Here is a 24,808-nt window from a genome sequence, read left to right as displayed (position 1 = left end):
TTTCTTGCATTTTGATACGCGAGAGACCATAATTTTGAGGGACGGAGATTGGCCGAAACCCAGAGCGGTATTGGCCAGATATGGAGTTGAGGACATGGCTTCCAAGCTAGACCAATTGCGCGAGATGACCGTGGTGGTCGCCGATACCGGTGACATCGACGCCATCAAGAAATTCAGACCGGTCGACTGCACGACCAACCCGACGCTGGTGCTGAAGGCTATTGGCCTGCCGGCCTACGAGCCCATCCTGGCCGATGCCGTCGCCTGGGGTAAGAAGCAGGCCGGCTCTCAGGAGGCTGCCGTCAAGGCGATCGGCGATCGTCTCGCCGTTGCCGTCGGTACCGAACTCACCAAACTGGTGGAAGGCCGCGTCTCCACCGAGGTCGATGCAGATCTCTCCTTCGACACCGCCGCCACCATCGAGAAGGCGCGCGCCATCATCGCCGCCTACAAGGCCAACGGCGTCGAGCGCGAGCGGATCCTGATCAAGGTTGCTGGCACGTGGGAAGGTATCCGCGCCTCGGAAGTCCTTCAGAAGGAAGGCATCGACACCAACATGACGCTGATCTTCGACATCGCCCAGGCCATCGCCTGCGCCGATGCGAAGGCCTTCCTGATTTCGCCCTTCGTCGGCCGCATTCTCGATTGGCATGTCAAGGCAGAGAACCGCACCTTCACGCCGCAAGAAGATCCGGGCGTCATCTCGGTGCACGGCATCTATGACTACTACAAGGCCCACGGCATCCCGACCGTGGTGATGGGCGCCTCCTTCCGCTCGCAGGGCGAAGTCGAGGCTCTCGCCGGCTGCGACCGCCTGACCATCTCCCCGGCGCTGCTCGACGCTCTGGCTGCAGACAATGGCACCCTGCAGCGTGCTCTGTCGCCGCACAAGCCCGGCCCGAAGCCGGACGTGGTGAAGCTCGACGAGAAGGCCTTCCGCTGGGCCATGAACCAGAACGCGATGGCCACCGAGAAGCTAGCCGAGGGCATCCGCCTGTTCGCCAAGGATCTCGGCGAGCTGCGCAAGATCGTCGCCAAGCGCTTCGTCGCCTGACGACCGGCGGCTGGCCGGCACCATCAAGTCAGTGCCAGCCAGCCCTCTCCCCGGACCGGCACGCCGATGACGGACGGCGTGCCGGACGCCGGAGATGATAATTTCCTCACCACCAAGGCGCGCAGCATGCCCCGGCCCCGCCGCAGCGAAGACATGATCGTTGAGATCGCTCGCCTCCGCTACGAGCAGCGCCTGCCGCAAACTGAGATCGCCCGCCTCCTTGAAATTTCGGAGGCTACGGTCAGCCGGGCGCTGAAATCGGCCCTGGATCTCGGCTATATCGAATTCCAGGTAACGCCCAAGGCCTTCCGCGACGGCGCTGCCGAGCAGCGACTGAAGGCCTACCTTGGCCTTCGTCTCGCCGTGGTCGTCGAGAACCGCGCCGGTACCCACGCCGACACGCTGGGCAAGGCTGTGGCCCGCGTCATCGAAGACACGCTGAAAAGCGGCGACGTGCTGGGCGTTTCCGACGGCGCCACGGCGGCGGCCATTGCTGCGGCTGCGCGCCGGGCGGCGGCTCGCGATCTCAACGTGGTCGCTCTGGTCGGTGGCGTCGGCGCGCCGGAACATTATACCCACTCCTCGGAGGTCTGCCGCCGATTTGCCGCCGGGCTTGGCGCCCAGGCCTGGCAACTGCCGGTACCGGCCATCGTTGACGACGCTGGCGCGGCGCGCCTCCTGCGCGAGACAGGCACCGTGCGCGGCGTATTTTCAATGATGGACCACCTCGCCATCGCCGTGGTCGGCGTCGGCGCCATTTCCGCCACCGCCATGGTGTTCCGCGAAGGGTTCATCGCCCCCGGCAAGCTCGAAGAGATCCGTGCCCACGGCGCCGTCGGCACCATCTGCGGCCGCTTCTTCGGCAGGGATGGACGACCCGTCGGCACGGAATTCGACGACCGAACCCTTTCCATCTCACTCGAACGGCTTTCCCGCGTGCCGCTGTCCATCGCCGCCGCCCTGTCGCCGCAGAAAGCCGAGGCGATCCGTGCCGCCGTGGCAGGCGGCCTCGTCAACGCGGTCGCCACAGACGTCGAGACCGCCGAAGCGCTGATGGCGATGCCCACCGGCTGATACTGACAGACGCCGACACAGAGCCGACCTAATCTCCCGCCGAAGCTGGGGGGAGATTGCCATGACCATTGCCGACGACATCATCGCGCTCGAAAAGGACGCGCTCGACCGCTGGTGCGCCGGCGATCCCGACGCCTTTCTCGATCTGTCGGCCGACGACGTCACCTATTTCGATCCGTTCCGCGAAGCGCGGCTCGACGGCAAGGCGGCGCTGACAGCGCTCTATGCCGAGCTGCGCGGCAAGATCTTCGCACCACGTCACGACATGATTGAACCTATGGTCCAGATAGTGGGCGACGCGGCCGTGCTGACGTTCCGCTTCGTGTCGTGGAATGGAAGCGAGGGCGACCGCGTCGCCTGGAATTGCACGGAAGTTTACAGGCGTGATGCCGAGGGATGGCGGATCATCCAGACGCATTGGTCGTTTACCGCGGCCGGTCTTGCCGCAGGAAAAGCGGACGCCTGAGGACGCGAGGCAGCCACTTCTATTCGAAACAGGCGGGCGCGTTGTCTTCCTGGATCAAGCGCATCTTCACACGCACCGGTGTCTATTTTGCTCGAAAATGCTCTATTGGGTTTTCCGCTTAGGCATTGCTATGTTCGGTGGCAATCGCAACAACAGGCGGATGGAATCATGGCGGATGTACGGGCTATCTGCGCGATCGGGCAGCGCGGCCAGATCGGACTCAACGGCACGCTGCCCTGGGAAGGCAACCCGGGACGCGAGTTCGTTGCCGATGTCGAGCGCTTTTACGAGGTGACACGCGGCCATGTGATGCTGGCCGGGCCGCACACTATTTCCACCCTGCCCGGCTTCATGCAATTCGATCGCACGCTATGCCCCGTCCGCTCCGGTGACCGCCCGGAAGACGTGCTGGCTCGGTTTTCCGACCGTGTCGTCTACGTCGCTGGCGGGCCGGCCGTGTGGGAGGCCTATGCCGGGTTCATCCGCCACTGGGATATCAACCGCCTTTCTTATGATGGCCCTGCTGACCGCTGGTTCAAGCCGGAGTGGCTTGTTGCGACACGCTGATCGGCCCGCCGCGCGGACAGTGAAAAGGCGCCGGGAGCATGGCTCCGGCGCCTTTGTTGTTTCCATAATCTCAAAAAGCGTTTCTGAAACCACGGCGCTGCGGCCTTTGTTTCTGTCTCAGAGGCTCTTCAGCCATTCCATGCGCTTGCCGAGATCGGGGGCATCGAACACCAGCTTGCCGGCGACGATGGCCTGGGCGCCGGCCTTGCGCAGCACTGGTACTGTGTCTTCGCGGATAGCGCCGTCAGCAACCAGGATGATCCGATGATCGCTGGGAATGCCACCGATATACTTCTGCGCCTCCTGGATACGCTGGGTAGCGGACTGGCTGATGCCCTCACGCTCGCCGATCCCGGCCCCAAACAAGGTGACCAGTTGGACGCGCGGCAAATGGCGGATCAGCTTGGCAACCGGCGTGTCGACCTTGAGCACGATGCCAGCAACGAGACCGAGCTCGTTGATGCGGGCGATGCCACTATCGGTGAGCAGCGTGTTCTCGGCGTGAATGGAAATCGCGTCGGCGCCAGCGGCCGCAAACTGGTTGATCTGATTGATCAGCGCCGGCTCGCCCACCATCAGATGGACATGAATCGGCTTGTCGGTGATGGAGCGGATGCGAGCGACGATTTCCGGAAACATCAACAGCGTGTCGGCAAATACGCCGTCCGACGCGTCGATGTGAATGACATTGGCATAGGGCTCGATGCGAGCCACTTCGTCGGCGATGCGCAGGAGGTCGGACGACCAAATCGAGAACTCAGTAATCAGGTGGTCGGTTGGGAGGCGGTCGATCCATCCAGCGGCGGGGCGGTTCATCAGGCGATTCTCCGGGGACAAAACAAGCACGGCACCTGGCGTTCCAACGGCCCTCGCCGGCCAGTTGGTACGCCGTGTTCAAGATTGCGCACAAGTACTTGGATAGCACTAGTGCTTTCGTAGCGAAGAGCGCTTTTTTCGCGCGGCCGCCATGCCATGGCATGACTTGTCCATATCAACGCAAACGGCGGAGCAAAGCTCCGCCGTTCGGTCTGCGATCAATTATTTTTTCAGGCGACCAGATCGAAGAGATAGCTGGTGCTGCTCGACGAACTTGAGGTGCCGTTGGCGCTGTAGGAGGTCTGGCTACTTTCGGTCAGAGCATCCTGGAGCTGCTTCAGGATGTCGGTAATCGACGTGCTGGACGACGAACTGTCGTCCGTGGCTTCCGTCGACTGACCTTCCTCGGGCGGCGGACCGGGAGGCGGCCCGCCAGCACCCTGCGGCCCGCCGGCACTTTGAGTGCCCTTGCCCTTGGAGAAGGTGTCGTCGAAAACCTGAGCCAGTTCAGTGGCCTGATCGGAAGTCAGCGTGCCAGCGCTGACCTGCTGCTGGATAAGATCGGCGATCTTTCCCTTCATCTCGTCACGTGACGGCGGCTTGCTGCTCGATGTGGCACTCGAGCGGTTGCTCGACAGCGTCCCATCTATATTTTCAAGTGCGGTGGCAAGAGCCGATTGGTCGCTCGACTTGATGCTGCCGGTGCTGATGTCGGACTGGAGCGTCGACTGCAGCCGGGCGAGCGGCGATTGATAAGCAGTGGTCGAAGAAATCGAGGTCATTTTTACCCTCGGGCTAGAGTCTTACGCATTACATTCGAGTAGCCAGGCGCTTCGCTCGTTAACGAGTGGTAACCAATACGCGGGTGCGGTAACCATGCGTTTCGGTGGTCACAAGAAGAAACATATGGATACAAAATAACTGTCGGACCCAGCCGCCTGAATGCTAAAGCTCGGCCGTTGAATAGGAATGGCTTTTCTTCATGCAGAACCACATCCTGCTGGTCGAAGACGACAATGACATCAATACGCTGGTCTCGCGCTACCTGAAGGCAAACGACTGCCGCGTATCTGTGGCACGCGATGGCCGCGAGATGGATCGTATACTGACGACATCACGCGTCGACATCGTGCTACTCGACATCATGCTGCCGGGCGAAGACGGGCTCAGCATTTGCCGGCGCCTGCGCAATACGTCCACCATTCCGATCATCATCCTGTCGGCGCGCGGCGAGGAGATCGACCGCGTGGTCGGCCTGGAGATCGGTGCCGACGACTATGTCGCCAAGCCTTTCAGCGCGCGCGAACTGCTGGCACGTATCCGTGCCATCCTGCGGCGGAGCAGCTTGCCGGCTGCCAAGGCAACGCGTTCAGAAGCGCGCCGCCTGAGTTTTGCCGGCTGGGTGATCGATACACGCGAGCGCAGCCTGACGACGCCATCCGGCGCCAAGGCGACGCTGACCGGCGCGGAGTTCGATTTGCTGGTCGCCTTTGCCGAGCGTGCAGGCATCACGCTGAGCCGCGACCAACTTCTGGAACTGACCCAGGGCCGGCTCGCCGCGCCGTTCGAGCGATCGATCGACATTCTGGTGAGCCGCCTCCGGCGCAAACTCTCTCCCGACGACGAGAAATCGGAGTTTATTCGCACCATTCGTTCGGAAGGCTATCTGTTTACCCCGGAAGTGGCGGCCTCATGATCGGCAGGATACTGCGCCTGGTCTTCGGCTCTGTCGCAGGCCAAGTCATCGTCTTACTGGTGCTGTCGATTGCCTCCATGCATGGGCTTCTGACCGCTTACTTCTTTCTATCCAATCCACGCACTATTTTCGCCGCCTCGCCGGGCGAGATAACTGGAGAAATCGGTGCCACGGCCCACATGCTGGCCGCCGCCAGCCCGGCCGAGAGGCCACGGCTCGTTGAGCTCTTGAAAGGGACGTTTCCATCGATTGCCGCCTGCAGCGGCCCTGTGCCCGCGAACGCCGAGGAAATCAGGTTCGGGCCGCTTGCCTCCCGACTTGGAAATGCTGCCTCCGCCCGCAAGGTATTCGACGGCCAGCCGGCACCAGGTGACGAACTGGTCGGGCCGCTCTTTCTGGTCCTGTCGGACGGCAGTTGTTATTGGCTCAATTTGGCCAACACGCATGGACCGCGCTTCTTCGGACCAAGTACCATCGTGCTTGGCTTTTTGTTGCTCACGACAGTGGTGCTGGTCATTTGGGCCATGCTGGTCATCATAAGGCCGCTTCGGCGTTTCGAGGCTGCCGTCGAGCGCTTGCGTGACATGCGGTCCGAGGTCTTGGTTCCCGAAAGTGGGCCGCGCGAGCTGCGGTCGACGATTTCCGCCTTCAATCGCATGCGCGCCCGCATCGGCAAGTTGATGGCTGAGAAGACGGCCATGCTGGCTGCGGTGAGCCATGATCTACGCACGCCGATCACCCGTCTGCGGTTGCGCGCCGAGTTCATCGAAGACGAGACGATCCGCGAACCGATGCTGGCCGACCTCGATCATATGGCGGCGCTCGCCCAGGTGGCGCTGGTCCATCTCTCCGGCACCGACAGTCCCGAGCCCTTCGACAAGACGGACTTGCCGAGCCTGTTGCAGACCATCGCCGATCAGTTCGCCGATCTCGGGCACGCGGTTACCTATGAAGGGCCCAGCCGGCTTGCCGCCCGTGTGCGCCATCGGGACATCCTGAGGGCGGTGAGCAATCTCGTCGAAAACGCTGTGCGCTATGGCGACAAGGTTGTGGTGTCTCTGAACAAGCTGTCGGATCGCCGACTGGCCATTTCCGTTGCCGACAATGGCCCCGGGATTCCGCCCGCCGACCGTGAACATCTGCTCGAACCTTTTGTTCGCGGCGACAGCGCCCGCAGTTCACTGCCAAACTCCGGCTTTGGGCTCGGTCTTACCATTGCGCGCGATGTTGCCGAAGCGCACGGCGGCTCCATCATACTGGCCGACAACCCGCCTCACGGCTTGCTGGCGACGTTGGAAATCGACGGATAAACAGTCTCAAAAAGACGACGGCCGGCGAGTTTCCCCGCCGGCCGCCGAACCTTCCAGGGCAACGGGCCGTCAGCCTTCCTTGGCAAGGCTTGTCACCGTCCAGCCGAACATCTCCGTGTGGATGGTGTTGACCTTGAACTCGTAGCCCGCCGCCTTGTCGTTGATCGCCTTGGCGGCGTCGGTAGCCTTGGGATCGATTGCTTCGGCCTTGATCCGGATCCAGCCTTTGCCGGCTTCGTTCGTCGCCGGCACTGCCGTGGCGGTTACCGCGAGACCATCGGTGGTCTCGTAGCGCAGACGCATCGTGTTGCCGATAGTAGCCGGCGTTTCCTTACGGACGTCACTGAAGTCGAAGGCCTGTAGGAAGGCGGTCACCCGGTTGGCCTTGCCCTCATCAGGTGCCTTGCCGTCCGGCAGCGCGGCGGGAAGCAGCTTGTCGCCCGTTCGCGTGAAATCGACGGTAGCGCCCGAGGCGTCGGTCAAGGTCACCTTGGACAAGGTCGCCGGCTTGATGTCGGTGAGGCGAGCATCGAACCAGTCGGCGCGAGCGGTCGGCATATCGAGTGAGCCGCGCACCAGATAGGACTGCGGGTTGCCGTCGAGGCGAACATACTGGCCACCGCGACTGCCGCCCACCGTGTAGTCCTTGGTGCCGGCATAAATGGCGGCGACCGGTTTGCCCGCCTTGTCGAGGAGCGCCACCTTGGTGGCCCCACCCTTCTCCGCCTGGGGATCGGCAAGGCCGATGTCCTCATAACGATCGGGCTTGTCGGTCTTGTCCTCGTCGATGGTCAGCGTCGCCAGCGACGACACCAACTTGCGCACTTCGTCGATCCGCGCCGGGTAGCCCGACGTATCGACGAAGCGATCACCGTCACGCGTCAGCGTGGTGGTGTCCTTGCCGATGGTGATTGCAAGACGATCGACCGAGGCGGATGTTTTGACGAGGTCGGGCAGCAGCGCCCGCCCCCGGTCGGCGACCGCGCTGCCGGCAGAGTTTCCTCCAGCGACCACCACGGCCGCCGCAACGGCGGCGGCGGTGATGACGGCAAGGCCGATGAGCGATTTCGGCGTCATTGTTTGTAACTCCTCGCTGGAATCAGGCTTTGCGGACCGGCACTGGCCGCCGGGGCCGACGCAGGGCGAAGACGAGGGCGATCAGCGCCACCGCCGCCGGCACGACGCCGATGATCAGGATCATGATCCAGTTCTTGAGGCTCGCGACGTCGGCGCGGAGGTTGTACTGAACCTCGCGCAGTTCGGCACGGGCGGCCAAGAGATCAGATTTGAAGCTCTCTGTCGCCTTGGCCTGATCGGTGGAGACCAGCTCGCCATCCTTGGCTTCACCCGTGGAAGACGCATCCTTCAGCTTCTTCTCGGTGTCAGCGATGCGCTGCGTCAGCTCCTGCTGCTTGGCGAGGAACCTCTCCTCGGCGGCACGCTCCAGCGCGTCGATGCGGGTGAACGGCCGCCAGGAGACAGTACGGCTCCGGAGATCGGCGAGCGCCACGCCGCCGGCCATCTGTTCCACAGCGTTGAGCAGGAAGTCGCCGTTGTTGGCAAAAGCCTGCGCCACCTGCCGGCCGAGCACGGTCTGCTTCTGCAGCCAGTTGCGGTCGGACAGCATGTCGGCGTCGCCGACCAGGATGACGTTGGGCGCCGAGGCGCTTTCCTTGACCGACGTACCGCCGGCGGCCGAATCCTTCGGCTTGCCATCCGCGAAGGCCGTATGAAGTTTGCCCTCAAGGCGCGCGGCAACCACGGGACGACCGCCGGCCTTCTCGATCTTGGAGAGAAGGGCACGCGGATCGCCATAGGGATCGGCAGCCTCACCGGCCGGCAGAAGGCCGGCGTTGGCGGAGGCATACATCAACGGCTTCAGCGTCACATCCTTGCCGGTGGCCGTGAAGGAGCCGGCGGTGGTCATGACCACGGCTTGAAGCTTGGAGGTCACCGCATCGCCCCGATCGAAGCCATCGTCATGAATGGCAAACCAGGGATAGTTGGCAACCTCAGCCTGACGACCGCCGATGTTGCGAACGGTGCGGATGGCCCAGTCGGGATCGCCGATCGCCTTCTTGGCGTCGAAGCCGACACCCCAGGCGTCGAACATCTTCTGGAAATCGGTGGCGTTGTTTTCCGCTGGCACGCCCGGCTGCGGCCCGGCCTGCGTCTCCGCGAAGGGATCGGCGAACACCAGCGTTGCGCCACCCGACAGCACCCACTGGTCGAGCGTATAGAGGGTGCGATCGGACAGCTTCTGCGGCTGCACCACCAGCACGACGCGCGTGTTGTCGGGCAGCTTGTCGATATCGCCAGCGACCGTCTCGACGCTGTAGGTTTCCTTCAGCATCGACAGGATCTGGGCAGGCTCCTGTCCGGTCATCGGATTGCCGGCTATGCCGAGGCCATCGAGCAACGCGACCACCGGCTTCTTGGTCTGGCCAAGTTCGGCGACGAGGCGCGTCAGGTCATACTCCAGGAAGGCTTCACGATCGGGCGTGAACACCGGAATATTGGCTGAGCCATTGGTCGAGTTGGTGGCGGCGAGGCCGAAATAGATGGGGTCGGAGGTGCCGTCGAGGCTGATCCGGTTGATGCCGAGGCCGACGGCCCGGTCCTCTTCTTCCGAATAGGGCTGCGGATCGATCACTTCGAGGGTGATCTTGCCGTGCGACAGGCTCTCATAGGTATCGAGCATGGCACGGACGCGCGAGGCGTAAGCCGACAGTGCCGGGGCAGCCTCATGCAGGCTCGCCGACATGAACAGGCGCATGTGGATCGGCTCGGCGAGCTTGTCGAGCATTGTCACCGTGCCGTGGGACAGCGAATAGAGGCCGCCATCGGTGAGATCGATGCGGCTCGAGCGGAACAGCGTCGCCGACAGCGAATTGATGGCGAGATAGAGGACGATCGCCAGAACGGCGCCGACGGCGACGAGACGGGACTTTGGAATCCGGTTGAGTTTCGACATCGTGGACCCTCAGGCGGCTTTCTTGGCATCGACGACCTGGACGTTGATCCAGAGCGCGAGCACGATTGTCGATACGAAAAGGATGACGGCGGGCGCCTCGAGGACACCGCGCGTCAGCCGGTCGAAGTTGGTGATGAAGGAGAGCGACTGCACCAGATCGACGATCAAGGCCGGCGCCCAGCCGCGCAGGGCGGCCAGCACCAAGTTGGTGCCGGACATCACCAGCAGGAACGACACGATGGCCGCCAGGATGAAGGCGATCACCTGGTTCTTGGTCATCGCCGAGATGCAGGCGGAAATGGCCAGGAAAGCACCGGCCATCAGGAAGGAGCCGATATAGCTCGCGATGACGATGCCATTGTCCGGAGAGCCGAGGTAGAGCGTTACCAGCCAGAAGCTCATGGTGAGCACCAGCGCCACTGCTGTGAACGCCCAGCCGGCCAGGAACTTGCCGATCACCACTTCATGGGCACGCACCGGCAGCGTCATCAAAAGCTCGATGACGCCGGAGCGCCGCTCATCGGCCCAAAGGCGCATGCCGATCGCCGGCATCAGGATGAGAAACAGCCAGGGGTGCCAGGCAAAGAACGGGCCGAGGTCGGCCTGCCCGCGCTCGAAGAAGCCGCCGGCGAAAAAGGCAAGGCCCGCCGACAGGGCGAGAAACACCAGAAGAAACACGGCGGCGAGCGGCGTCGCGAAATAGGCGCGGAACTCGCGGCCGAACACCAGAGCAATGGTGCGGAAAGAGGTTTTCATCTCGGATCGTCTCCGGAAGGGAAGCGGCGTCAGGCGGCCTTGCTGCCGGTGATGGAGCGGAACACGACTTCGAGCGTCGGTCGCTGGCCATCGACGGCGGCGGCGTCGAGAAGAGCGGACGGCGTCGCATCGGCGACCACCTTGCCTTCGGCGATAATGACGACGCGGCTGCAGATCGCCTCGACTTCCTCGAGAATATGCGTCGAGATGACGATCGCCTTGCCCGGCGCGATGGCCGCAATCAGCTCACGCATGTCGTGCTTCTGGTTGGGGTCGAGGCCATCGGTCGGCTCGTCGAGGATCAGCACTTCCGGATCGTGGATCAATGCCTGAGCGATGCCGACGCGGCGCTTGAAGCCCTTGGAGAGCGCATCGATCGGTCGGTTCCAGACGGCTGCGAGATTGACCCGCTCCACCATCTCGGCGAGGCGCTCATTGAGCGTGCTATTGATGAGGCCGCGCATGCGGCCGACAAAGGCAAGGAAATCGGCAACCGTCATGTCGCCATAAGCAGGGGCGCCTTCCGGAAGATAGCCAAGATGGCGGCGGGCGGCGATGGGATCTGCGAAGACGTCATGACCGGCGATCGAGGCGGTGCCGGCATCCGGCTCCAGAAAACCGGTCAGCATCTTCATCGTCGTCGACTTGCCGGCGCCGTTGGGACCGAGAAAGCCTACGACCTCGCCACGGCTCACCTCGAGGCTGACGCCGTCCACGGCGCGCAGCTTCGAAAACGTCTTCACCAGGCCGGTGGCCTGAACGAGTTGCATGCCTTTTCCTCCAGCGTTCGTAAAGTCCATCCGGGGTGCCTTGCGGCGCCGGACCCTCTGACGGCCGCAGCTACCACAGGCGGGCAAGCAGGGATATCGGATTCTTGGCAAAATCGTGTTCAAAAACAGACCTTACCGATTGTTCATCAAACGACCGGCGACGCGTCGGTAACAGTCCATAGGTGATTGCGGCCGAGGCGGCACCTGCCCAACAAAACGCCTTGGCCAATTCATGGGCGATGGTAGACTGTCCGGCATGCCCAGCTATGCCATCCTCCTCGGCCGCCAGCGCCATGTTTTCGATGATCTCAAGGCCCTGATGGCCGCCGCCTCGCCGGAAAAATCCGGCGATCGGCTGGCCGGCATCGGAGCCGACACCAATGAGCGTCGGATCGCCGCCCGCTATCTCTTGGCCGACGTCCCGCTCCGCACGTTCCTTGAGGAGCCTCTGATCCCCTACGAGGCGGATGAGGTCACCCGGCTGATCCTCGACAGCCACGATGCCCAAGCCTTTTCGCCGGTCGCCCATATGACGGTCGGTCAATTTCGCGACTGGCTGCTCTCCTACGAATGCACCACCGCCGAGCTTTCCAAGCTGGCACCCGGCCTGACGCCGGAGATGGTCGCCGCCGTCTCCAAGATCATGCGCAACCACGACCTGATCGTCGCTGCCGCCAAAACCAGCGTGGTGACCGGCTTCCGAACCACGATCGGCCTCAAGGGACGCCTTTCCAGCCGCCTGCAGCCCAACCATCCGACCGACGATCCGGAGGGTGTTGCCGGCTCGACGCTGGACGGACTGACCTACGGTGTCGGCGATGCTGTGATCGGCATCAACCCGGCCGGCGACAACCTCGAAGCCTGCATGCAGTTGATGGAATTGTTCGACCGCCTGCGCCAGCGCTTCGATATCCCCATGCAGTCCTGCGTGCTGACCCATGTGACGACGTCGATCAAGGCGGTGGAGGCCGGTGCGCCGCTCGATTTGGTATTCCAGTCGATCGCCGGCACGGAAGCGGCCAACCGTGGCTTTGGCGTCGATCTCCAGGTCCTCCGCGAGGGGCGCGAGGCGGCGCTCAGCCTGAAGCGGGGCACCGTCGGCGACAATGTCATGTATCTCGAAACCGGTCAGGGCTCGGCACTTTCCGCCGACGCCCACCACGGCGTCGATGAGCAGACCATCGAGGCGCGTGCCTATGCCGTCGCCCGCCACCTGAAGCCGCTGATCGTCAATACCGTGGTCGGCTTCATCGGGCCGGAATACCTCTACGACGCCAAGCAGATCATCCGCGCCGGGCTCGAGGATCATTTCTGCGGCAAGCTGCTTGGCGTGCCGATGGGCGTCGACGTCTGCTATACCAATCACGCCGAAGCCGATCAGGACGACATGGACAACCTGATGTTCCTGCTCGCCTCGGCCGGCGTCAATTTCCTGATCGCCGTGCCCGGCGCCGACGACGTCATGCTGAACTACCAGTCGCTCAGCTACCATGACATCGTCAGTTTGCGGCATTCCTTCGGTCGGCCGCCGGCTCCGGAATTCGAAGCCTGGCTTTACCGCATGGGGCTGCTCGATGGCGAAGGGCGTCTGGCACCGCAGGCCAGCTCCGTTGCGCGCAACCTTATCGACTATCGTCCCGATATCAGGGCCTCGGCATGAGCAACCCCATCGACCTCGACCCGTTTGCCCGCTTCCGCAGCGTCACCCGCGCCCGCATCGGCCTGGGGCGGGCCGGTGACTCATTGCCCATTCGTGCCGTGCTCGACTTTCAGCTCGCGCATGCTCGCGCCCGCGATGCCGTGCATGGTCACGTCGACTTTGCCGCCATGGCGGCGCGACTTGGCGAGACGCTGCCGGTAACTCGCCTCAGGTCACGCGCGGCCGACCGTTCAATCTATCTCGCCCGTCCCGATCTTGGCCGGCGGGTCGATCCGGCGGGACTCGCGACTGTCCAAAAGGGCGACTGGGACGTCGCCTTCGTCATCGCCGATGGCCTGTCGGCCGCAGCCGTGGAGGCGCATGCCGAGATCGTGCTCTCCGCCTGCCTGCGCCGGCTCGGTGATCTGAAGATCGCCCCGGTGGTGCTGGGCGAACAGGCACGCGTCGCTTTCGGCGACGAGGTTGGCGAAGCCCTCGGCGCCCGCATGGTGGTGGTGTTGATCGGCGAGCGGCCGGGACTTTCGGTTCCCGACAGCCTCGGTGCCTATCTGACTTTCGGTCCGAAGGTCGGCCGGCGCGACAGCGAGCGCAACTGCATCTCCAACATCCACGCCGACGGACTGCCGCATGAGACGGCTGCCGACAAGATCGCCTGGCTGATCCGCGAAGCTCTGCGGCTCGGCCTCACCGGCGTAGAGCTCAAGGAAGACATGAGCGGCGCAGCAGCCCTTCCCCTCACCCCCTGACCGGGTTTCTTTCACGATCGGTCGCGTAGGTACCCCTTCGCTAATACATTCGAATCCCTTGCTGCACTAACATCCCTATTATGGGATGGGCGGATTCGGCTTGGCGGAGGACGGGACGATGCGCTTCAGAGCATTTCTCGGAGCGGTCATGTTGGTTGGGGCGGCTGGTGCTGCAACATCGGCCGAAATGCTGACGATTGCCGCCGTCGACAATGCCGACATGCTCCGCATGCAGGAGCTCACCGACGATTTTGTCGCGCATAACCCCGGCATTCACCTCAATTGGGTGATTTTGGAAGAAAGCGTTCTGCGCCAGAAGATCGCCACCGACATCGAAACCCACGGCGGGCAGTTCGACATCATCACCATCGGCAACTACGAAGTGCCGATCTGGGCGCGGCAGGGCTGGCTGCAGCCGCTCGACGATCTCGGCGATCAATACGACGAAAACGACCTCCTCCCGGCCATCCGAAAGGCGATTTCCTACAACGGCAAGCTCTACGCCTCACCCTTTTACGGTGAAAGCGCCATGCTGATGTACCGCACCGACCTGTTTCAGGCGGCCGGGCTGGAGATGCCGCCCTCGCCGACCTGGACCTTCGTGCGCGAAGCGGCGCTCAAGCTCACCGACAAGGCAGCGGACCGCTACGGCATCTGCCTGCGTGGCAAAGCGGGCTGGGGTGAGAACATGGCCCTGCTGACCGCCGCCGGCAATTCTTTCGGCGCCCGCTGGTTCGACTTCACCTGGCATCCGGAATTCGACACGCCGGAATGGCAGCGAACGCTCAGCTTCTATGTCGACCTGTTGCAGACGGCTGGCCCGCCAGGGGCTGCGTTCGACGGCTATGCCGAGAATCTCGATCTTTTCCGCGCCGGCAAATGCGCCATGTGGATCGATTCCACCGTCGCCGCCTCGACGCTGAGCAACCCCAAGACTTCGGACGTCGTCGGACGCGTCGGTTACGCGCCGTTCCCCACCTTCGGGACTCTCGGTAACCACGGCAATTGGCTGTGGACCTGGAATCTCGCCATTCCCGCCGGCACGTCCAAGGCCGGTTTGGCCCAACGCTTCATCGCCTGGGCAACCAACCGGGACTATGCCGAACTGGTCGCCGCCCACGAGGGTTGGCCTTTTGCCCCACCGGGCACACGGATATCGCTCTACAACAATCCCGGCTACCGGTCGGCAGCGCCGTTTTCCGGCTATACGCTGACTGCCATCGACACTGCCAATCCCAACCAGCCGACCGTCAAGCCGGCGCCCTATACCGGCAGCCAGTTCGTGGCGATCCCTGAATTTCAGCGCATTGGCAATGCCGTTGGCCAGATCTTCGCCGCCGCGGTCGTCGGGCAAATGAGCGTGGCGGAGGCGCTCGCCTCGGCCAATGACCTGACCCTTCGGGAGATGACACGGGCAGGATACGTCAAACCCTAGAGCATTCGCCAACCAAATTGAAAGATTTGGTCGGCTAGCGAATGCTCCAGAGCCATTTGCTGGAGCAGCCGCTTTTCGATCAGGTTGTTTCAACCTGATCGGCGGGTGCTACAGTGAAATCGCTGGCCTATTTGTTGCTGCACAACGTCGTTGGTGCGCGTGGCGCCTAGGTTCTCCTCCATTCCGCCGGCCTGGCCGGCAAGAAGGGCTAGAAGCCCCCGAGGATGGAGACGGACAGATGTTTTGCTACCAGTGTGAACAGACCTCGCGCGGCACCGGTTGCGTGACGCGTGGCATCTGCGGCAAGTCGCCAGAGGCCTCCGACCTGCAGGACGTGCTCGTCCATGCGGCCAAGCGCCTGGCGACCCGTTACGCCAACGTGCCTGCCGCCGAGCGGCCGGCGAGCCTTGCGCCGATGCTCGAAGACGCGCTGTTCGTCACCGTCACCAACGTCAACTTCGACACCGCCTCGATCCTCGGCAAGATCCGCGAAGTGGTCGCTGCCGCCGGTCCCACCGCCGGCGTAGCCACTGAAGCTTCGGAAACCGCGCTGGTTTCCTGGTCGCGTGCCTCGATGATCGACTCCCGCAAGGCGAGCCTTGGCGACGATATCACCGGCCTGCAGGAACTGCTGCTCTACGGCCTCAAGGGCATGGCTGCCTACGCTCATCACGCCCGCCAGATGAACCGCGCCGACCCGGTGGTCGATGCCTTCACGGTTGAAGCGCTGGCCAAGCTTGATGCTGGCGTCGCCACCGTCGATGAGCTGCTCGCTCTCAACCTCAAATGCGGCGAAGTCACCGTCAACGTCCTGGCGCTGCTCGATGCCGCCCACTGCGACACCTATGGCAAGCCGACCCCGACGCCGGTGTTGATGGGCCACGTTCCCGGCAAGGCGATCCTCGTCTCCGGTCACGACATGGTCGACCTCAAGGCGCTCCTGGAGCAGACCGAGGGAAAGGGCATCAACATCTACACCCACGGCGAGATGCTGCCGGCCCATGGCTATCCCGAGCTCAAGAAATTCAAGCACCTCGTCGGCCATTTCGGCGGCGCCTGGATGCTGCAGCAGCGGGAATTCCCCAATTTCCCCGGCGCCATCCTGATGACCACCAACTGCCTGATGCAGCCGTTCGAGGATTATGAGGGCCGTCTGTTCACCCGCAACCTCGTCGCTTGGCCCGGCATCGCCCATATCGAAGATCGCGATTTCACGCCGGTCATCGAAGCCGCGTTGGCCGCCCCCGGCTTCACCGACTCGGTCAGGAACGGCGAGCATCTGGTTGGCTTCGGCCATGACGCCGTGCTGGGCGCCGCCGACAAGATCATCGGCGCCGTCAAGTCCGGCGAGATCAAGCACTTCGCCGTCATCGGCGGTTGCGACGGTTCGGAAGGCGAGCGCTCCTACTATACCGACCTCGGCACGACCATTCCCAAGGACTGGGTGATCCTGACGCTCGGCTGCGGCAAGTATCGCCTGCTCGGCCACGACTACGGCACGGTTGCCGGCTTGCCGCGTCTTCTCGACATGGGCCAGTGCAACGACAGCTTCTCCGCCGTCAAGGTGGCACTGGCGCTGGCCGATGCCTTCGGCTGCTCGGTCAACGACCTGCCGCTCTCCATCGTGCTGTCGTGGTTCGAGCAGAAGGCGGTCTGCGTGCTGCTCGCCCTGCTGCACCTCAACGTCAAGAACATCCGCATCGGACCGCGCCTGCCGGCTTTCCTGACGCCGGCCGTCCTGAAGGTGCTGGTCGATACCTTCGGCCTGAAGCCGGTTGGCGAGGTGGAGACCGACCTCAAGGCGATGTCCAACGCCGCCTGACCGGATACTGTCCGCGAGGAGGGAAAACGGACCGGCCGGGCATCGCTGCCCGGCCGGAGTTTCCACGAAGAGCTGTTGCGCGTATCAAACGCCGACGGCGATGGCCTGAAGGCCAAACAATACCGTCAGGAATGCCGCGGCAACAGCGATCCGCAGGCAGAAACCGGCAGAGGGACACGTCAGCGCCCTTCCTGCCTCCTTGACCATCGTGACAATCACGGCCGCCTCCCTGTTGCGTTCGCAGGTCACCGATGAACCATGAAGTCCGGCAAGCTCCTCCACGCCGGACCGCACGTCAGTAAAAATTAGAATCGAATCTGACCAAGAGTCATCCAAAACGTTTCGTCTAAGTATTCGGAGGGATGGTCGCCGCCTGTCTTCAGAGGCTTGTTCAGGCTATATCTTTCCCAACACATATAAGTTTTCGGACGACCCATGAGCACCATTGCAGCCCTTCAGGAAGAAGTCCCCGCCGGCGGCGCTTTCGACCGTGCCGCGGTCAAGGCATTGTTCGACCTGCCGCGTGAGACGCTGTTCGCCCGTGCCGATGCGGTGCGCAAGGACAACATGGGCGACGAGGTGTTCCTGCGCGGCATCGTCGAGTTCTCCAATATCTGCGCCAACGACTGCCTCTATTGCGGTATTCGCAAATCCAACAAGGATGTCCGCCGTTACCGTATCGATGAGGATGAAATTCTCGAAGTGGCCCGCCGGATGGAAGGCTGGCAGCAGACCACCATCGTGCTGCAGTCGGGCGAAGTGGCCGCCGAGAAGGAAGACGAGCGCATCGAGCGCCTCATCCGCCGCATCAAGACAGAAACACGGCTCGCAGTGACGATGAGCGCCGGCAATCGGCCGCGCGACACCTATGCCCGCTGGCGGGCGGCCGGCATGGACCGTTATCTCCTGCGATTCGAAACGTCGAATCCCGAGCTCTTCTCCTTCCTGCATCCCGATTGCGAACTTGAAGAGCGCATTCGCTGTCTCAAGGATCTGCGTAGCCTTGGTGTACAGGTGGGATCGGGCTTCATGATCGGCGTGCCCGGCGAAACGTTGGACATCCTCGCCGACAATGTCCTGCTCTGCCGCGATCTCGACCTCGACATGATCGGCATCGGGCCGTTCATTGCCCATCCCGACACGCCGTTGGCTGGTCAATCAAACGCCTACGCGGACGACCATGACATGTTCTTTGCGGCGGTATCGGCGCTCCGCATCGTCAACCCCAAGGCGCACATCCCGGCGACCACCGCTTTCGATGCCATTTTCCCGCATGCCGGCCGCGACCTCGTGCTGCAGCGCGGCGCCAACGTTTTCATGCCCAATGCCACGCCCGGTCGCTTCCGCAAGAACTACATGCTCTATCCGGACAAGCCCTGCGTCGATGAAGACGACCATCAGTGTTCGGGCTGCGCTGCCGCCCGTATCTGGTCGATCGGCCGGGTGATCGGCCAAGGGCCAGGGCATTCGATCAAGGCGAGATAATCCGCTGCCTGCCGAGATATCAATCGACGGTAGTCCAACCCAAGCTTGCTTTGAGGGCGTGGCAGGCGATCGCCATGTCCGAAATCATGCGTCGGCATAGGGGCAGAATTTCTTTTTCCTCAGCAGTTTATCATTGCGTCACCTGGCTCGTTGCGAGCAGGCAGCAATGCTTCTCGTCTTGAAGTCCCAAAGGGGCGTCGATCCGAAACACGCCTCTTGCCTGCCCAAGACCGATGTTCGCAAGGCGCCTGCTGGAAATCTCAATTTGGAACTTTTTCTGCCGGTCAGCTGTTGTCGGGGCATCAACTGACAGGAGTCTGAGATGAACAAGATCCTTGCAGCCTCGCTTCTCGCCGGCGGTCTTCTCGCCACTTCGACCGCCTGGGCGCAGGAAGGCACCGTCGCCGGCGCAGCCGGTGGTGCCGCTACCGGCGCTGTCGTCGGTGGTCCGGTGGGAGCCGTGGTCGGCGGTGTTGCCGGCGCTGCGGTCGGCACTATCCTCGCTCCGCCGCCGCCGGAAGTCCGTACCGTTGTCGTTCAGCAGCAGGTGCCGTCGGTGGTCTACCAGGACCCGATCGTGGTTGGGCAGCCGTTGCCGCCGACCGTGGTGCTTCACCCGGTTCCGGGCTACGAGAATTACTATTATACGGTCGTCAACAACGAGCGCGTCATCGTCGACCCGCAGAGCCGCACGGTGCTACAGGTCGTCAACTGACAATAGAGGAACGACCGAAAAGCGGGGCTTCGGCCCCGCTTTTTCATTGAGCGGTGTTGGGTCGCTTAAAAGCGATACACGCCAACGGCCCGCGCCACGGACCAACCGCCGTCAAACCCGATTGGGAACTTTTCCATTGGCTACCCGTTGTCAGACTGTCAACCAAAGGAAAGCCTAAGATGAAAAAGATCCTCGCAGCGTCGCTGCTCGTCGGCAGCCTTGCATTCACTCCGGCGGCTTTTGCCCAAAACGGCACCGCGGTCGGCGCCGCAGGCGGCGCCGTCACAGGTGCTGTCGTAGGTGGCCCGGTGGGGGCCGTCGTGGGCGGAGTCGCCGGTGCCGCCGTCGGCACCATAGTCGACGACAATCGGAAGTCCGCACCGTCCAAACGACACCATCGCTGCCCCAAGGGCACCCATTTGTCGGCGAACAAGCATTGCGTATCGCCGTAATGGTCCACGCGACGTTCGTTTACGCCGACGAGCAATAGATCGACCGCGCATGGAGCGGGTCAGCGTCGGCTGACAAAGCGGCACCTGTTGCAGGTCATTAATTGGGGGCTCGAGGCCCAGAAAAGCCGGGCTTCGGCCTCGCTCTTTCAGTGAGCAGCGTTGGCCCTCTCGAAAGCAATGCGCGCTGAAGGAAATGGACCGAGCGACCGGTGGAGGACGCCCTGCACGCGGCTGATGGCAACGCCATAATTGGTGATGGGCACGCCTTGGCGTTCCGCTTGGCGAATCCTGAGCAAGGCCTGTTTGCGATTGACGGTACAGGCGCCGCACTGGACGACGAGCGCATAAGGGCTCAGGTCTTCGGGGAAAGCGCGTCCGGCCATCGTCTCGAACTCGATGTCGCCGCCGGCATACTGGCGGAACCAGCGAGGAATTTTTACCCGACCGATGTCGTCGGCCATCGAGTGGTGCGTGCAAGCTTCGGCAATCAGCACTTTGTCACCCGGTTTCAGCTGATCGATCCGGGCCGCGCCTTCGGCAAGGCGAACGAGATCTCCTTTGAAGCGGGCCATCAGGATCGAGAAGGTGGTGAGCGGCACGTCGTCAGGGGTGTCGGCCGCTGCCTTCAGCACGATCTGGCTGTCGCAGACCACGAGGTCTGGTTTCTTGCCGAGCGACTTCAGCGTCGCGGCGAGCTCACGCTCCTTCACCACCGTGCAACTGGCGTCGGCATCCAGAATGTCGCGGATCGCCATGACCTGTGGCAGGATCAGCCGTCCCTTGGGTGCCGACAGATCGATCGGAACGACCAGCACGACATGGCCACCGGCCGGCACCAAGTCGGCGAGCAGATGCGGTACCTCGAAGGAACTTTCCGGTGCCGCCTCCAGGATGACCTCGCGGACGCGGGCGGCGTCTGCCTTTGAAGCCGTTGAGATCAAAGCGAAGGGAACGTCGCGCGCCTTTACCAGCGCCAGCGCCTCGGCAGGCGGAGTGCCCAGGTCAGCCTTGGTGAAGACGACGCAATATGGCGTCTCGCGTTCGGCAAGCGCATCCATCAGCTTGATCTCGTCATCACCGACCGGGCCGTCGGTGACAATGATCCCGAGATCGGTGTGATCGAGCGCTTTGAGTGTTTTCTCCACCCGCATCCCACCGAGGTCGCCGACATCATCGATGCCAGCGGTGTCGACGAACAACACTGGGCCGATCGGCAGCAACTCCATTGCTTTTTCGACCGGATCGGTGGTGGTGCCCGCCACATTCGAGACGATCGATACGTTCTGACCGATCAGCAGGTTGACCAGCGACGACTTGCCGACATTGCGCCGACCGTAGACGCCGATATGGAGGCGAAGACCCTTGGGCGTGGCGAGCATGGTCTGGTCCTTGTCTATTTCGTACCGAGGGCGGTCATGGCGTTGGCGGAGAGCAGATGTTCAAGGTCGACGGGCTCGATCAGCTTGCGTTCGAGAACGATCTCGATCACCGAACGGCCGCTATCACGCGCCGCGATCGCCACTTCGGTAGCCGTCTCGTAACCGAGGCGCGGCAGTAGGGCGGTGACGACGGCACGGCTTTCGGAAACCTGCTTGCGACAGGCGGCTTCGTCGACCGAGAGGCCCTCGACGCAGCGTGTCCGGAAGATAGTCGAGGCAGCTTCCAACAGACCGACGCTGTCGAGCAACGCATCAGCCAGAAGCGGCAGGAAAGCGTTGAGTTCGAGCTGGCCGTTCTGGGCGGCTAGCGTCACCATCTGGTCGTTGCCCATTACCCGCATCGCCGCCTGCCCGACCGCTTCCGGGATCACCGGGTTGACCTTGCCAGGCATGATCGACGAGCCGGCCTGAACCGCCGGCAGCAGGATTTCGCCGAAGCCAGCCTGCGGGCCCGACGACAGCAGGCGGAGATCGGAGGAGATCTTGAACAGGTTGACGGCGTTGGCTTTCAGGATGCCCGATACTTCGACGAAGGCATCGGCATTCTGCGTGGCGTCGACGAGGTTCTCGGCGCGGGCAAGGCCGAGGCCGGTCACCTCGCGTAGCACCTCGTTGACCATGAACACATAGTCGCGCGGCGCAGCGATGGCGGTGCCGATAGCAGTACCGCCGAGATTGACGACGCGCAGCCGTTCCTCGCACTTGAACACACGCCAACGATCGCGTGACAGTGCCTCGGCCCAAGCCGAGAACACCGCGCCATAGGCGATCGGGCAGGCGTCCTGCAGCTCGGTACGAGCGATCTTGACGACACCCGACCAGGTCCGCTCCTTCTCCTGGAAGGCCACCTGAAGGTCGGCAATCGCCTTCTCAAGGCGATGCAGCAGACGGATGGCGGCGATCTTCAGCGCCGTCGGGAAGGTATCATTGGTCGACTGGTTGAGGTTGACGTGATCGTTGGGATGAACTCGAGCGTGTTGTCCGCGCCGGCCGCCAAGCAGTTCCTCGGCGCGGTTGGCGATCACCTCGTTGACGTTCATGTTGAGCGAGGTGCCGGCGCCGCCTTGCAAGGCGTCGACGACGATCTCCGACAGGAGCGTGCCATCCTCGATCTCGCGCGCGGCGCGCACGATCGCCTCCGCCACATCGTCAGTAAGGAAACCGAGGCGGTGGTTGGTCTTCGCGGCGGCGATCTTCACGGCCGCGTAGGCTTTGATCAGTTCGGGGTGCGCCGGCCGGCCGGAGAGCGGGAAATTCTCGCGTGCTCGCGCCGTATGGATGCCTGAAAGGGCATCCTCCGGGATATCACGCTCGCCGATCAGATCGGCCTCGCGCCGCGTCGCCATCGCCTGCCTCCAGGCGGCGTCTCCTTAGCGGTAGACGTCGCGCTTGCCCTCACGCACCTTGCGCATCATCGTCTCAGAATAGCGAGCGATCTTCGGCTCCATGGTCGCCACCTCGGCGGCCACCGTTTTTTCGCCGGCGGCGCAGGTATCCTCGGAGCCGTAGTCGAGCATGTATTCCATGAAGGACGACAGGGCATTCGGTCCGCACATTTCACGGATGAGGCCGGGCTTGGCAAGGTCCATGAAGTCGGCGCCGGTGCGGCCCATGCGATAGCAGGCGGTGCAGAAGGACGGCACGCAGCCGCTGGCGGCGATATCGCGCACCACTTCGTCGAGCGAACGATGATCACCACGGGTGAACTGGGCGGCCTGCTCCTCAACCGGCGTCGCATAGCCGCCGGGATTGGTGCGGCTGCCGCCGGAGATCTGCGACACACCAAGCCGGAAGGCATCGCGACGCATCTCCGGATTCTCGCGAGTCGACAGGATAATGCCGGTATAGGGCACGGCGAGGCGCAGGATGGCGATGATCTTCTTGAAGTCGAAGTCGGAGACTATATGCGGCGGCGCCATCGACACATCCGAGCCAACAGCCGGCTCCATACGCGGCACCGAGATGGTGTGCGGGCCGACGCCGAAGGCATCTTCGAGATGGGCGATGTGCTGCATGGTGGCCAGCACCTCGAAGCGCCAGTCGTGCAATCCGAACAGCGGACCGATACCGACGTCGTCAATGCCGGCGGCCATGGCCCGGTCCATTACCGACACGCGCCAGTCGAAGTCGGCCTTGGCGCCCGATGGATGCATCGCTTCGTAGACCTTGCGATTGTAGGTCTCCTGGAACAGCTGGTAGGTGCCGATGCCGGTTTCCTTCAGGCGGCGGAACTCATCCGTCTCCAGCGGCGCGACGTTGACGTTGATGCGGCGGATCTCGCCGCGGCCACGCTTCACCGAATAGATGCGCTCGATGGCGTCGACGAGATATTGGAAGCCGGTCTTCGGAAAGGCCTCGCCGCCGATCAGCAGCAGGCGCTTGTGGCCCTGGTCAATCAGCGCAGCCGTTTCCGCCTCGATTTCCTCCATGGTGAGGATCTTGCGGTCGAGTTCCTTGTTGGACCGTCGGAAGGCGCAATAGACGCACTCGTTGAGACAGATATTGGAGAAGTAGAGCGGCGCGAACAGCACGATGCGCGGGCCGTAGATCTCGGTCTTGATCTTTTCGGCGGTGTGGAACAGCTCGGCCACAAGGTCGGGATCGGTGACGGCGCAGAGGACGGCAACATCGTCCTCCGAAAGGCCGCCGAGCGTCGATGCCTTTTCGAGAATCTCGCGCACGCGGAGCTTGTCCGCGCCGGCGGCGGTGGCGGCGATCTCAGCCTCGATGCGCGTTTCGTCGAGCCAGGTGATCCGTTCGGTCTTGGTCATTGTTGCAGCCTTTCACCCGGCCCGTCCGCCGGAGCTTTCTGCACATGACACTGCCTGATCTCGCTCCAAGACGATTTGCGCGAGATCAATCCTAATTCGGTTAAACTGGAATAGCGGGGTAATAAAAGCGAGAAGACCCTCGTTTCGGGCGGCGTCCATCGTTCATATTAGGACTATTAGCAAGCCAACATTTCCTGTGACGGCAAAAGCGGGTAGGCTCAAAACGAGTCGGCGAGGATTTTCAAATGAGCGACAGGGACCAGGAAGCCTTATCCGGCGCCGCGGCCGGACGGCAGGGCGGCGCCCGCGATCGGGGCCGGCTGAGAGACGTTTCCCGTTCGTTGCCAATCGCCCTTCTGAGGACCCGGGAAGCAGTGATGCGCCAGTTCCGGCCGGCCCTGCGGTCCGTCGACCTCACCGAGCAGCAATGGCGCGTGTTGAGAGCTCTCGACTCGGTGCCGGAAATCGATGCTACCGGCCTTGCCATGGCAACCTTTCTGCTGCCGCCGTCGCTATCGCGCATTCTGCGCGACCTCGAGGGACGACAGCTGATCCGCCGTCGTCCCGATCCGGCCGACCTCCGCGCCTGGATGATCTCGTTGACGCCGGAAGGCCATAAAACCATCGATGCTGCCGGCGTCTGGGTCGAGACGATCTATGCCGCCATGACGGACCGGATCGGGCGGGAGCGTCTTGACGTGTTGATGCAGCTCCTCCGGGACGTCGAGCAGGATCTCGATACACCGGTTGTCGATCGGGGCCGCGAAGCACCAGAATTGCAAGGCGAGTGACCGGGGATG

The 24,808-nt window shown here is 63.0% G+C and carries 24 protein-coding genes; 14 read left to right on the top strand and 10 right to left on the bottom strand.

The window, feature by feature from the left end; translation table 11 throughout:
- The first annotated feature begins 94 nt into the window (after positions 1 to 94).
- From tal to G522_RS0109705, 4 genes are all read left to right on the top strand, one after another.
- On the top strand, positions 95 to 1,054 hold the full coding sequence (tal, locus tag G522_RS0109720) for a transaldolase (protein WP_026790871.1): 960 nt from the start codon (positions 95 to 97) through the stop codon (positions 1,052 to 1,054).
- A 66-nt stretch (positions 1,055 to 1,120) separates the two neighbouring features.
- Positions 1,121 to 2,128 (top strand): sugar-binding transcriptional regulator, encoded by a 1,008-nt coding sequence (locus G522_RS0109715; RefSeq protein WP_026790870.1) that lies wholly within the window; start codon positions 1,121 to 1,123, stop codon positions 2,126 to 2,128.
- Between the two features lie 61 nt (positions 2,129 to 2,189).
- Positions 2,190 to 2,594, top strand: a complete 405-nt coding sequence (locus G522_RS0109710) for a YybH family protein (protein ID WP_026790869.1) — start codon at positions 2,190 to 2,192, stop codon at positions 2,592 to 2,594.
- Between the two features lie 168 nt (positions 2,595 to 2,762).
- On the top strand, positions 2,763 to 3,161 hold the full coding sequence (locus G522_RS0109705) for a dihydrofolate reductase family protein (protein WP_026790868.1): 399 nt from the start codon (positions 2,763 to 2,765) through the stop codon (positions 3,159 to 3,161).
- A 117-nt stretch (positions 3,162 to 3,278) separates the two neighbouring features.
- Here the strand turns inward: G522_RS0109705 and G522_RS0109700 are convergent, their stop codons facing one another.
- Both G522_RS0109700 and G522_RS0109695 read right to left on the bottom strand, forming a co-directional pair.
- Complete coding sequence (locus tag G522_RS0109700) at positions 3,279 to 3,977, bottom strand: beta/alpha barrel domain-containing protein (protein WP_026790867.1); 699 nt, start codon at positions 3,975 to 3,977, stop codon at positions 3,279 to 3,281.
- A gap of 230 nt (positions 3,978 to 4,207) precedes the next feature.
- A complete protein-coding gene (locus G522_RS0109695; RefSeq protein ID WP_026790866.1) occupies positions 4,208 to 4,759 on the bottom strand; it encodes a hypothetical protein in 552 nt (183 codons plus the stop codon).
- 200 nt (positions 4,760 to 4,959) lie between these two features.
- Here G522_RS0109695 and G522_RS0109690 point away from each other — a divergent pair, with 200 nt between their 5' ends.
- Entirely contained in the window at positions 4,960 to 5,673 is a 714-nt protein-coding gene (locus tag G522_RS0109690) for a response regulator (RefSeq protein ID WP_026790865.1), read from the top strand.
- On the top strand, positions 5,670 to 6,983 hold the full coding sequence (locus tag G522_RS0109685; protein WP_051228493.1) for an ATP-binding protein: 1,314 nt from the start codon (positions 5,670 to 5,672) through the stop codon (positions 6,981 to 6,983). The genes G522_RS0109690 and G522_RS0109685 overlap by 4 nt, the downstream gene beginning before the upstream one ends.
- 69 nt (positions 6,984 to 7,052) lie before the next feature.
- Here the strand turns inward: G522_RS0109685 and G522_RS0109680 are convergent, their stop codons facing one another.
- The 4 genes from G522_RS0109680 to G522_RS26310 are packed head-to-tail and all read right to left on the bottom strand — an operon-like array spanning position 7,053 to position 11,483.
- Complete coding sequence (locus tag G522_RS0109680) at positions 7,053 to 8,060, bottom strand: DUF4340 domain-containing protein (protein ID WP_026790863.1); 1,008 nt, start codon at positions 8,058 to 8,060, stop codon at positions 7,053 to 7,055.
- 22 nt (positions 8,061 to 8,082) lie between these two features.
- Positions 8,083 to 9,957, bottom strand: a complete 1,875-nt coding sequence (locus G522_RS0109675; protein ID WP_026790862.1) for a GldG family protein — start codon at positions 9,955 to 9,957, stop codon at positions 8,083 to 8,085.
- A 9-nt stretch (positions 9,958 to 9,966) separates the two neighbouring features.
- The gene (locus tag G522_RS0109670; RefSeq protein WP_026790861.1) at positions 9,967 to 10,713 is read right to left on the bottom strand and encodes an ABC transporter permease subunit; all 747 of its coding nucleotides are present in this window, start codon (positions 10,711 to 10,713) and stop codon (positions 9,967 to 9,969) included.
- A gap of 29 nt (positions 10,714 to 10,742) precedes the next feature.
- Positions 10,743 to 11,483, bottom strand: a complete 741-nt coding sequence (locus G522_RS26310; protein WP_036838791.1) for an ABC transporter ATP-binding protein — start codon at positions 11,481 to 11,483, stop codon at positions 10,743 to 10,745.
- 256 nt (positions 11,484 to 11,739) lie between these two features.
- Between G522_RS26310 and G522_RS0109660 the strand changes: the two genes are divergently transcribed.
- The 4 genes from G522_RS0109660 (at position 11,740) to hcp (ending at position 17,146) form a co-directional block, all read left to right on the top strand.
- On the top strand, positions 11,740 to 13,143 hold the full coding sequence (locus G522_RS0109660; protein ID WP_156886911.1) for an ethanolamine ammonia-lyase subunit EutB: 1,404 nt from the start codon (positions 11,740 to 11,742) through the stop codon (positions 13,141 to 13,143).
- Positions 13,140 to 13,889 (top strand): ethanolamine ammonia-lyase subunit EutC, encoded by a 750-nt coding sequence (eutC, locus tag G522_RS0109655; protein ID WP_026790859.1) that lies wholly within the window; start codon positions 13,140 to 13,142, stop codon positions 13,887 to 13,889. Before G522_RS0109660 ends, eutC begins: the two co-directional genes overlap by 4 nt.
- Positions 13,890 to 14,007: 118 nt before the next feature.
- Positions 14,008 to 15,324 carry an ABC transporter substrate-binding protein gene (locus G522_RS0109650; protein WP_026790858.1) on the top strand — a complete coding sequence of 439 codons (1,317 nt, stop codon included), beginning with the start codon at positions 14,008 to 14,010 and terminating at the stop codon, positions 15,322 to 15,324.
- A 238-nt stretch (positions 15,325 to 15,562) separates the two neighbouring features.
- A complete protein-coding gene (hcp, locus tag G522_RS0109645; RefSeq protein WP_026790857.1) occupies positions 15,563 to 17,146 on the top strand; it encodes a hydroxylamine reductase in 1,584 nt (527 codons plus the stop codon).
- An 84-nt stretch (positions 17,147 to 17,230) separates the two neighbouring features.
- Here the strand turns inward: hcp and G522_RS30630 are convergent, their stop codons facing one another.
- Positions 17,231 to 17,365 carry a hypothetical protein gene (locus G522_RS30630; protein ID WP_281168455.1) on the bottom strand — a complete coding sequence of 45 codons (135 nt, stop codon included), beginning with the start codon at positions 17,363 to 17,365 and terminating at the stop codon, positions 17,231 to 17,233.
- A gap of 216 nt (positions 17,366 to 17,581) precedes the next feature.
- On the opposite strand from G522_RS30630, the gene hydE reads away from it, so the two are divergent.
- The 3 genes from hydE to G522_RS26300 all read left to right on the top strand — a co-directional run bounded on the left by hydE (position 17,582) and on the right by G522_RS26300 (position 19,798).
- Complete coding sequence (hydE, locus tag G522_RS26305; RefSeq protein ID WP_051228492.1) at positions 17,582 to 18,631, top strand: [FeFe] hydrogenase H-cluster radical SAM maturase HydE; 1,050 nt, start codon at positions 17,582 to 17,584, stop codon at positions 18,629 to 18,631.
- A 322-nt stretch (positions 18,632 to 18,953) separates the two neighbouring features.
- Positions 18,954 to 19,346 (top strand): DUF1236 domain-containing protein, encoded by a 393-nt coding sequence (locus G522_RS0109630; RefSeq protein WP_026790855.1) that lies wholly within the window; start codon positions 18,954 to 18,956, stop codon positions 19,344 to 19,346.
- Between the two features lie 179 nt (positions 19,347 to 19,525).
- Positions 19,526 to 19,798, top strand: coding sequence for a YMGG-like glycine zipper-containing protein (locus G522_RS26300; RefSeq protein ID WP_051228491.1), 273 nt, complete (start codon positions 19,526 to 19,528; stop codon positions 19,796 to 19,798).
- A 146-nt stretch (positions 19,799 to 19,944) separates the two neighbouring features.
- On the opposite strand, the gene hydF is transcribed toward G522_RS26300, so the two are convergent.
- Genes hydF through hydG form a run of 3 tightly spaced genes read right to left on the bottom strand, consistent with a single transcriptional unit; the run spans position 19,945 to position 24,008 of the window.
- The gene (gene hydF, locus G522_RS0109620) at positions 19,945 to 21,177 is read right to left on the bottom strand and encodes a [FeFe] hydrogenase H-cluster maturation GTPase HydF (RefSeq protein ID WP_026790854.1); all 1,233 of its coding nucleotides are present in this window, start codon (positions 21,175 to 21,177) and stop codon (positions 19,945 to 19,947) included.
- A 14-nt stretch (positions 21,178 to 21,191) separates the two neighbouring features.
- Positions 21,192 to 22,583, bottom strand: a complete 1,392-nt coding sequence (locus G522_RS0109615; protein ID WP_026790853.1) for an aspartate ammonia-lyase — start codon at positions 22,581 to 22,583, stop codon at positions 21,192 to 21,194.
- 24 nt (positions 22,584 to 22,607) lie between these two features.
- Positions 22,608 to 24,008 (bottom strand): [FeFe] hydrogenase H-cluster radical SAM maturase HydG, encoded by a 1,401-nt coding sequence (hydG, locus tag G522_RS0109610; protein ID WP_026790852.1) that lies wholly within the window; start codon positions 24,006 to 24,008, stop codon positions 22,608 to 22,610.
- 245 nt (positions 24,009 to 24,253) lie between these two features.
- Here hydG and hpaR point away from each other — a divergent pair, with 245 nt between their 5' ends.
- A complete protein-coding gene (gene hpaR, locus G522_RS26295) occupies positions 24,254 to 24,799 on the top strand; it encodes a homoprotocatechuate degradation operon regulator HpaR (protein ID WP_084633105.1) in 546 nt (181 codons plus the stop codon).
- The last annotated feature ends 9 nt before the right edge of the window (positions 24,800 to 24,808 follow it).

Origin of the sequence: Pleomorphomonas oryzae DSM 16300, assembly GCF_000422965.1 — a bacterium.
Taxonomy (GTDB): Bacteria; Pseudomonadota; Alphaproteobacteria; order Rhizobiales; family Pleomorphomonadaceae; genus Pleomorphomonas; species Pleomorphomonas oryzae.
Note: the sequence above shows the minus strand (reverse complement) of the source record. Positions and strands in the feature narration are given on the sequence as shown.